The sequence below is a fragment of the Eikenella sp. HMSC071B05 genome, assembly GCF_001811325.1.
GTDB classification, from domain to species: Bacteria; Pseudomonadota; Gammaproteobacteria; order Burkholderiales; family Neisseriaceae; genus Eikenella; species Eikenella corrodens.
The window spans coordinates 5391-12971 of the sequence record NZ_KV804516.1 but is presented as its reverse complement, the minus strand read 5'-3'; the positions used below and the strand labels follow the sequence as shown (position 1 = coordinate 12971).

General features: G+C 56.9%; 9 protein-coding genes. 6 read left to right on the top strand and 3 right to left on the bottom strand.

All coding sequences use genetic code 11. From position 1 onward, the window contains the following. Window positions 1-225 precede the first annotated feature (225 nt). Window positions 226-1200 (top strand): ABC transporter permease subunit, encoded by a 975-nt coding sequence (locus tag HMPREF2796_RS00400; RefSeq protein WP_070630192.1) that lies wholly within the window; start codon window positions 226-228, stop codon window positions 1198-1200. Continuing rightward, window positions 1163-2182 carry an ABC transporter permease gene (locus HMPREF2796_RS00395; RefSeq protein WP_070630191.1) on the top strand — a complete coding sequence of 340 codons (1020 nt, stop codon included), beginning with the start codon at window positions 1163-1165 and terminating at the stop codon, window positions 2180-2182. The genes HMPREF2796_RS00400 and HMPREF2796_RS00395 overlap by 38 nt, the downstream gene beginning before the upstream one ends. A 129-nt stretch (window positions 2183-2311) precedes the next feature. Here the strand turns inward: HMPREF2796_RS00395 and HMPREF2796_RS00390 are convergent, their stop codons facing one another. Together HMPREF2796_RS00390 and luxS are read right to left on the bottom strand one after the other, a co-directional pair. Continuing rightward, the gene (locus HMPREF2796_RS00390) at window positions 2312-2527 is read right to left on the bottom strand and encodes an RNA-binding S4 domain-containing protein (RefSeq protein WP_070630190.1); all 216 of its coding nucleotides are present in this window, start codon (window positions 2525-2527) and stop codon (window positions 2312-2314) included. 83 nt (window positions 2528-2610) lie between these two features. Then, entirely contained in the window at window positions 2611-3120 is a 510-nt protein-coding gene (gene luxS, locus HMPREF2796_RS00385) for an S-ribosylhomocysteine lyase (RefSeq protein WP_070630202.1), read from the bottom strand. A 124-nt stretch (window positions 3121-3244) separates the two neighbouring features. On the opposite strand from luxS, the gene HMPREF2796_RS00380 reads away from it, so the two are divergent. Beyond that, the gene (locus HMPREF2796_RS00380) at window positions 3245-3466 is read left to right on the top strand and encodes a hypothetical protein (RefSeq protein WP_070630189.1); all 222 of its coding nucleotides are present in this window, start codon (window positions 3245-3247) and stop codon (window positions 3464-3466) included. A gap of 153 nt (window positions 3467-3619) precedes the next feature. Here the strand turns inward: HMPREF2796_RS00380 and murJ are convergent, their stop codons facing one another. Further along, window positions 3620-5158, bottom strand: coding sequence for a murein biosynthesis integral membrane protein MurJ (gene murJ, locus HMPREF2796_RS00375; protein WP_070630188.1), 1539 nt, complete (start codon window positions 5156-5158; stop codon window positions 3620-3622). Between the two features lie 271 nt (window positions 5159-5429). Here murJ and HMPREF2796_RS00370 point away from each other — a divergent pair, with 271 nt between their 5' ends. The 3 genes from HMPREF2796_RS00370 to tpx all read left to right on the top strand — a co-directional run bounded on the left by HMPREF2796_RS00370 (window position 5430) and on the right by tpx (window position 7419). After that, window positions 5430-5951, top strand: a complete 522-nt coding sequence (locus HMPREF2796_RS00370; RefSeq protein ID WP_070630187.1) for a hypothetical protein — start codon at window positions 5430-5432, stop codon at window positions 5949-5951. Between the two features lie 197 nt (window positions 5952-6148). Beyond that, a complete protein-coding gene (locus HMPREF2796_RS00365; RefSeq protein WP_070630201.1) occupies window positions 6149-6661 on the top strand; it encodes a protein disulfide oxidoreductase in 513 nt (170 codons plus the stop codon). A 263-nt stretch (window positions 6662-6924) separates the two neighbouring features. Next, window positions 6925-7419, top strand: coding sequence for a thiol peroxidase (gene tpx / locus HMPREF2796_RS00360; protein WP_067449318.1), 495 nt, complete (start codon window positions 6925-6927; stop codon window positions 7417-7419). The last annotated feature ends 162 nt before the right edge of the window (window positions 7420-7581 follow it).

Below are 7581 nucleotides of genomic sequence, written 5' to 3'. Positions count from 1 at the left end.
TACCTGAAAGCGAAGCTTCAACGCAGTTAAAACGTAGCGAAGCGAAGTTTCTGCAAGGCGGATCGAGGCTTCCGCAAGAAGACAAGTTTCTGTGAAGCTAAAACGCAGCTGCAACACAGTGAACACCAACATACCGGTTCGGCAAGGCAGCCGAACATGAAAAGGCTACCTGAAACCTGAAATCGCACTTTCAGGCCAGGGCAAGCAAGAGAGGCTACCTGAAAAATGAAATGGCAGGCTTTAAAACGCAAACTCAGCCCCGGGCAGGGGCTGGTTATCGGCATACCCTATTTGTGGCTGCTGGTGCTCTTCCTGATCCCCTTCTTCTTCGTGTTGAAAATCAGCCTGGCCGAGCAAGCCACCTCGATTCCGCCCTACACCCCGCTCTACACGGTGGACGAAACGGCCGGACGCGTGAATATTTCCCTGAGCTACCTGAACTACACCGGCATTTTCGATAATTTCTGGCAGTCGTTGTGGCTCGGGCTCAACCCGTTTGCCGACAAATCCGGCAGCAATCTGTATGTGCACATCTACCTGCTCTCCATCAAAACCGCCATCACCACCACGCTGATTTGCCTGCTGGCCGGCTACCCCATCGCCTACGCCATCTCGCGCAGCCGCGAAAAATGGCGCAACCCGCTGCTCTTGGCCATTATGCTGCCGTTTTGGACTTCGCTGCTGTTGCGCGTGTATGCCTGGATGGGCCTGCTTGCGCAAAACGGCATCATCAACAATCTGCTGCTGCGCTGGGGCTGGATTAATCAGCCACTGGATATGTTCTACAACAGCTTCTCGCTCAATATCGTGATGGTGTACACCTATCTGCCCTTTATGGTGCTACCGCTGTACACCCAGCTCCTCAAGCTGGACAACCGCCTGCTGGAAGCCTCTGCCGATTTGGGTGCCGGGCCGGTAAAATCGTTTTTCTCCATCACCCTGCCGCTCTCCAAAAGCGGCATCATCGCCGGCTCCATGCTGGTGTTTATTCCGGCGGTGGGCGAATTTGTGATTCCCGATTTGGTGGGCGGGCCCGAACACCTGATGATCGGTAAAGCCCTGTGGCAGGCCTTCTTCACTCAAAACGACTGGCCGCTCGCCTCTGCCATGGCCGTAGTGATGGTGCTGCTGTTGGTGGTGCCCATCGGCCTGTTCCACCGTCATGAAGCCAAACAGCTGGAAGGAGCACGCCGTGGCTAGAAAATCTGCATCGTCCACTTGGTTTCTGCGCATCTGCCTGTTTTTAGGGCTGGCCTTCCTCTATATCCCGCTGCTGGTGCTGGTGGTGTATTCCTTCAACCGCTCCGAGCTGGTCACCGTATGGGGCGGCTTCTCCACCAAATGGTATGGCGCGCTGCTGAATAACAGCGAGATTTTGGAAGCCACCTGGCTCTCCATCCGCATCGCCCTGATTTCTTCTGCCGCCGCCGTGGTGCTCGGCACCATGGCCGCCTACGCCTTGGCGCGCATCAAGCGTTTCCGCGGCAGCACCTTATTCACCGGCATGGTGTCTGCCCCTATGGTGATGCCCGACATCATCACCGGCATCTCGCTGGTGATGCTGATTTTGCAGGTGCAGGCCTTGCTGCGCGGTTCCAGCCTGAGCTGGCTGCAATTCGAGCGCGGCTGGTTCACCATCTGGCTCGGCCACACCACCCTATGCATGGCCTACGTTACCGTGGTGATCCGCACCCGCTTGGGCGAGCTCGACCAATCCCTGGAAGAAGCCGCACAGGATTTGGGCGCCAAGCCGTGGAAGATTTTCTGGGTGATCACCCTGCCGCTGATCGCTCCCGCCATTGCCTCCGGCTTCCTGCTCGCCATGACCCTTTCCATGGACGACCTGGTGATTACTTCCTTCCTCAGCGGCCCCAACTACACCACCCTGCCGCAGCTGATTTTCGCCAAAGTAAAACGCGGCGTGAACCCGCAGATGAACGTGCTGGCCACCTTCCTGATCACCATCATCGGCACCCTCGTCATCACCGGCAACTACCTCATGATGCGCCGCGTCAACAAACGCGACCGCGAAGCCGCTTTGGCCTACAAACAAGCCCAAGAAGCCGCAGCTGCCGCCGCCTCCCCGCCGCCTTCTGCACTGATTGAAGCCGAAGAGGCGGCGCAGGAAGAAGATGGCAATGCGGAAAAAATTGAAGAAACAGATGAGGGTTCAGAGGATTAGCATTGCTGAAATGGTGAGGCAATAAGCTCAGTTTGAAATAAAGGCTACCTGAAAGCGTAATGCAGAGATTTTGCTGCATTGTACCTTCAGGTAGCCTTTTTATCGGTGGTTACGCCAGCCTTGGCTGCGTTATTCCTGCACTTTAATCGCGCTGCCGTTATCCAGTTCGATGATTTCGCCGGCGAGGATTTTGGCGGTTTTGCGGGTTTCGGTTTCGCCGTTGCGGCGCACGCGACCTTCGGCGATCCAGGTTTTGGCTTGGCCGCCGCTGTCGGCCAGGCCAGTGAGTTTGAGCAGGTCGCACAGGGCGATGTGTTCGTGGCCGTTGAGAGAGAAAGTTTGCATAGCTTTTGTTTCAAATGTTTGGGTTGGCGGGCGATAGAGGCTACCTGAAAAATAGGTTTCAGGTAGCCTCTTTGCTAGGCGGTTTACAGCTTGCCGAGAATGTCTTCGCTCAGGGTGAGGTCGGCGTTTTTGTTGATGCCGATTTGGCGGGCGAGGATGTTGCGGGCGATTTCTTTCGCTTCTTCGAGGGAGTGCATGCGGTAGGTGCCGCATTGGTATTCGTTCAGCTCGGGGATTTGGCTTTGGTCTTGCACGTTTAAAATATCCTGCATGGCGGCTTTCCAAGCGGCGGCTACGGCTTCTTCGCTGGGGGTGCCGATGAGGCTCATGTAGAAGCCGGTGCGGCAGCCCATGGGGGAAATGTCGATGATTTCCACGTTGGCGCCGTTGAGGTGATCGCGCATGAAGCCGGCAAACAGGTGTTCCAGCGTGTGGATGCCTTTTTCGGGCAGGATTTCTTGGTTGGGCACGCAGAAGCGCAGGTCGAACACGGTGATGTCGTCGCCTTTTGGGGTGCGCATGTTTTTGGCCACGCGCACGGCGGGGGCGTGCATGCGGGTGTGGTCTACGGTGAAGCTGTCGAGCAGAGGCATGGCGGTTCCTTTGGTGTGTTGGGATTGCGAAGGCGGTATCATACCATTTTCGCTTGTGGCTTGAAAAAATGTATGCTTTGTGTAAAATTTCGCCTCTTTCTCAACCACAAACAAGGGGACAATCATGCAAAACATAGGCAGCACTTTGGCCATTTTGGGCATCCTGGCGATTTTTCTAGACTTCTTCAACCGTGTGCCGAAAGTATTGGTTTGGATTTACAACTGGGGCGACGGCGTGGCCTGGGGCATTAAGATTGCATTCGTTGTGGTGGGCGGCGTGTTGTGGCTGATCGGCCGCAATCAGGAAGCAGCGCATCCTGCCTTGGCAGAGGAAGACGACGAATAATCCTCCCCCGAAGCGATAAAATCCGCCGGCAAGCATGATGGCTTGCCGGCGGATTGTTTTGTTTGGATGGTGGTTTTAACTTCGTTGCAGTTGTGTTTTTCAATTTTCAGGTAGCCTCCCGCGGCCGGCCGAAAGACTACCTGAAATCTCCAGCTACATCTCCCGCCGCTTGAAGTGGCGCGGCCGGAAGCCCAGCAGCCTGAGCGTGGAAAAATACAGCACCATGCCGAAACCGATTAGCGCAAACAGCTGCCCCGTGCGCCGCAAGCCGCCCACATGCACCCACTCCAGCGCCACATAATGCTGCGCCGCCCAAAGCCCGCCGGCCATCACGGCCAGCGCAATCGCCAGCTTCAGCAGAAACGCGCGCCAGCCCGCCTTGGGCTGATATATCTCTTTAATCCGCAACAATAAAAACAGGAACGCCGCATTAATACACGCGCCCAGGCTGATCGATAACGCCAGCCCCGCATGCTGTAGCTTCCACACAAATATCAGGTTCATCAGCTGCGTGCACACCAACGTCACAATCGCCACCTTCACCGGCGTTTTGATGTTTTTCTGCGCGTAAAACCCCGGCGCCAGCACCTTAATCAGAATCAGCCCGAGCAGGCCCACCGCATAGGCAATCAGCGCCTGTTGCGTCATCATCGCGTCGTGCACGCCGATTTTGTTATACATAAACAGCGTGGCTACCAGCGGGAAGGCCAGTACCGCCATGCCCACCGCCGCCGGCGCCGTGAGCAGCAGGCACAGGCGCAAGCCCCAATCCAGCAGCGCGGAAAATTCCCGTTTGTCGCCCGTGGCGGCGTGTTTAGACAGTCCCGGCAGCAAAATCGTGCCCAGCGCCACGCCCAACACACCGGTGGGCAGCTCCATCAGCCGGTCGGCAAAATACATCCACGACACGCTGCCGCTTTGCAAGTACGACGCGATATTTGTGTTGATCACCAACGACACCTGCGCCACCGACGTGCCCAAAATGGCCGGCGCCATCTGTTTGATCACGCGGTTTACCGCCGGATCGCCGAAACGCAGCTTCGGCATTTTGAAAAAACCCAGCTTAAACAGCCAAGGCAGCTGGAAACCCAGTTGCAGTACCCCGCCGCAGAACACGCCCCAGCCCAAGGCCATCACCGGCTGCTCGAAATGCTTCGCCCCCAGCAGTGCAAAACCGATGAGCGACACATTCAGCAACACCGGCGTGAAGGCCGGCACGGAAAACTTGCCGTAAGTGTTGAGAATACTGCCCACTAAAGACGACAGTGAAATCAGCAAAATGTAGGGGAAAATAATCCGCAGAAGCTGCGAAGCCAGCACAAACTTCTCCGGCTTGCCGCCCCAGCCGCTGGCCGTGGCCCAAATCACCGCCGGCGCCGCCAGCACGCCGATGGCGGTAACGATGAGCAGCGCAAACATCAGCATCCCCGCCACATGCTGCACAAATTCCTGCGTCTCTGCCGGCGATTTCTTCTGCCGGTATTCCGCCAAAATCGGCACAAAAGCCTGCGAAAACGCCCCTTCAGCAAAAATACGGCGCAGCAGGTTGGGCAGGCGGAAGGCCACCACGAATGCGTCCATCGCAATGCCCGCGCCGAAAATCCGCGCCAGCACCGCATCGCGCACAAAACCGAGCACCCGCGACAGCATGGTCATGCTGCCGATTTTCGCCAACGCGCTAAGAAGGTTCATGCTTTATTACCTATAGATAAAACGGGCGCAAGTGTACCGCAAGCAGCCGCTTTTGTGGGAGAGGCCGAAGAAAAGGCTACCTGAAAGCGCAGCTTCAACGAAGTTAAAACGGAGCGAAGCGAAGTTTCTGCGAAGCTAAAGCGCCGACCGCAACGCAGGGCAAACGAGCGAAGATACGGTAGAATGCTGCGCGAAACGTTGAATAAGCTTTCAGGTAGCCTATTTTGTCAAGGAAGGCTACCTGAAATCTACCGCCCACACCAAACACATCATGCCCAAACTCAGCCTTCCACAATGGCACACCCCCGAGCAAGTCCGCGACATCCTGCTCGAGCTGCCCGAAACCAAACGCAACCGCGCCCTTTATGAGTTCGTCTGGCTGTTTGATCACGACAACCCGCAAGACATGCCGGAAAACAAAGCCCAGCTCGACACCCTGCGCCTGCTCTGGCATGACCCGCGTTTTCAAGGGCTGGAAAACATCAAATATTGGCTGGAAGAAGTGCTTAATTCAGGCGATGACAACGACTCGTGGCTCGCCCTCCAGCCCGAAATCGAAACCCTGCTCGACGTGCTCCACCCCGAAACCTGCCGCACCTACGGCGACCACGGCGGCATGCGCTACAGCGCGGCAACGCTCGAGCCCTTCGTTGCCAGAATGATTGCCCAAAACACCGAAAACGCCCGCTACACCGCCCGCTGCTGCCTCTATTGGAGCGAAGCCCTCCTCTGCCAGCGCCCCGATTTTGATGAATGGCTGAAAAACGAAATCCGCCAGCTGCACGGAAAATAAGGCTCGGCATCAGTTGCCGAGAATCTGCTTCACAATGTTTTTCAGGTAGCCTTTTTAGGGATTGAGGCTACCTGAAAACACCGCTTCAACGCAGTTAAAACGGAGTGAAGCAAAGCTTCTGCGAAGCTAAAACCCCAACTGCAATAAAGTTAAAACCTAATCCTTCCACACACCATCCAAACCACACTATGCCACCCATCCGCCAACGCCTTTTCTCCTTCCTGCGCCAAGCCGCCGCCATGGCTGCCGCCTTTATCGTGATCAGCCTGCTGCTCGACTGGTATCGCGCCCCCGCCGTGCCGCCGCAGGTTGCCGCACTGCCGCTGCACACCCTGCAAGGGCGGCAAACCACCTTGTCCGAATTAGGCGGTAGTCGCACCGCCGTGTTGTATTTTTGGGGCTCGTGGTGCGGCATCTGCCGGCATACGTCTCCGGCGGTGGACAAGCTCGCGCGCAACGGCGTGCCTGTGGTGGGCGTGGCTTTGCAGTCGGGCAGCGATGAAGAAGTGAGGGGCTACCTGAAAACGCACGGCTGGCAGTTCGACACGGTAAACGATACAGACGGCGGCTTGGCGCGGCAATGGCAGGTGCAGGTAACGCCCACCATCGTGCTGGTGAAAAACGGCCGCGTACGCCACAGCACCACCGGCCTGGCCAGCTATTGGGGCTTGCGCGCGCGGATTGCTTTGTTGGATGCGTTGGATGGGTGAGGCTACCTGAAAAGTGGGATAGCGAGCCGACTGAATTGCTGATACGGCGTTGGCTTGCCTGTTTGCCTGGCCTCGACTGTTATTCAGTCGGTTTTACCTCTGCTGCGCTCCGTTTTAACTGCGTTGAAGCTGCGCTTTAGCTTCGCAGAAACTTCGCTTCGCTCCGTTTTCAGGTAGCCATTGCTTGGCAATCCGTAGAAAAACCTCTATCCTTGCCGCCGCGTAACAGCAATCTTCATCAACATCAAGAAAAGGATAGTAAAATGGCAAACATCACCTTCCGCGGTACGCCCGCCAACACCGTAGGCAACCTGCCCGCCGTTGGCGCCGCCGCTCCCGCCTTCACTCTCACCGCCGCCGATTTGTCCGACAAAACCTTGGCCGACTTCGCCGGCAAACGCAAAGTGCTCAACATTTTCCCCAGCATCGACACCGGCGTGTGCGCCCAATCCGTGCGCACTTTCAACCAGCGCGCTGCCGCGCTGCAAAATGCCGTGGTGTTGTGCATTTCCGCCGACCTGCCCTTTGCCCTTTCCCGCTTCTGCGGCGCGGAAGGCATTGAAAACGTGGTAACGCTCTCCAGCTTCCGCAGCAGCTTCGGCGCCGACTACGGCATCACCCTGGCCGACACCCCGCTGCGCGGCCTCACTGCCCGTGCCGTGGTGGTGCTGGATGAAAACAATAAAGTGTTGCATGCCGAACTTGTGCCCGAAATCGGCCAAGAGCCCAACTACGAAGCCGCTTTGGCCGTGCTGTAACCCGGCTTGGCCTCACCACAGCGAAACCGCCTGCACATAATAGATGCAGGCGGTTTTGTTTTTGGGTAGGGCAGGGGAAGGACTACCTGACAGCTTACAGCAGCAGTTTTTAAGCCAATCTGCTGCTAGGTTAAAGGCTACCTGAAACTTTCAGGTAGCCTT

What these genes read in the sequence shown, in the direction of transcription:
- HMPREF2796_RS00400 (WP_070630192.1), top strand. Translation starts at nt 226, where the DNA reads ATGAAATGGCAGGCTTTAAAACGCAAACTCAGCCCCGGGCAGGGGCTG.
- HMPREF2796_RS00395 (WP_070630191.1), top strand. Translation starts at nt 1,163, where the DNA reads ATGAAGCCAAACAGCTGGAAGGAGCACGCCGTGGCTAGAAAATCTGCA.
- HMPREF2796_RS00390 (WP_070630190.1), bottom strand. Translation starts at nt 2,527, where the DNA reads ATGCAAACTTTCTCTCTCAACGGCCACGAACACATCGCCCTGTGCGAC.
- luxS (WP_070630202.1), bottom strand. Translation starts at nt 3,120, where the DNA reads ATGCCTCTGCTCGACAGCTTCACCGTAGACCACACCCGCATGCACGCC.
- HMPREF2796_RS00380 (WP_070630189.1), top strand. Translation starts at nt 3,245, where the DNA reads ATGCAAAACATAGGCAGCACTTTGGCCATTTTGGGCATCCTGGCGATT.
- murJ (WP_070630188.1), bottom strand. Translation starts at nt 5,158, where the DNA reads ATGAACCTTCTTAGCGCGTTGGCGAAAATCGGCAGCATGACCATGCTG.
- HMPREF2796_RS00370 (WP_070630187.1), top strand. Translation starts at nt 5,430, where the DNA reads ATGCCCAAACTCAGCCTTCCACAATGGCACACCCCCGAGCAAGTCCGC.
- tpx (WP_067449318.1), top strand. Translation starts at nt 6,925, where the DNA reads ATGGCAAACATCACCTTCCGCGGTACGCCCGCCAACACCGTAGGCAAC.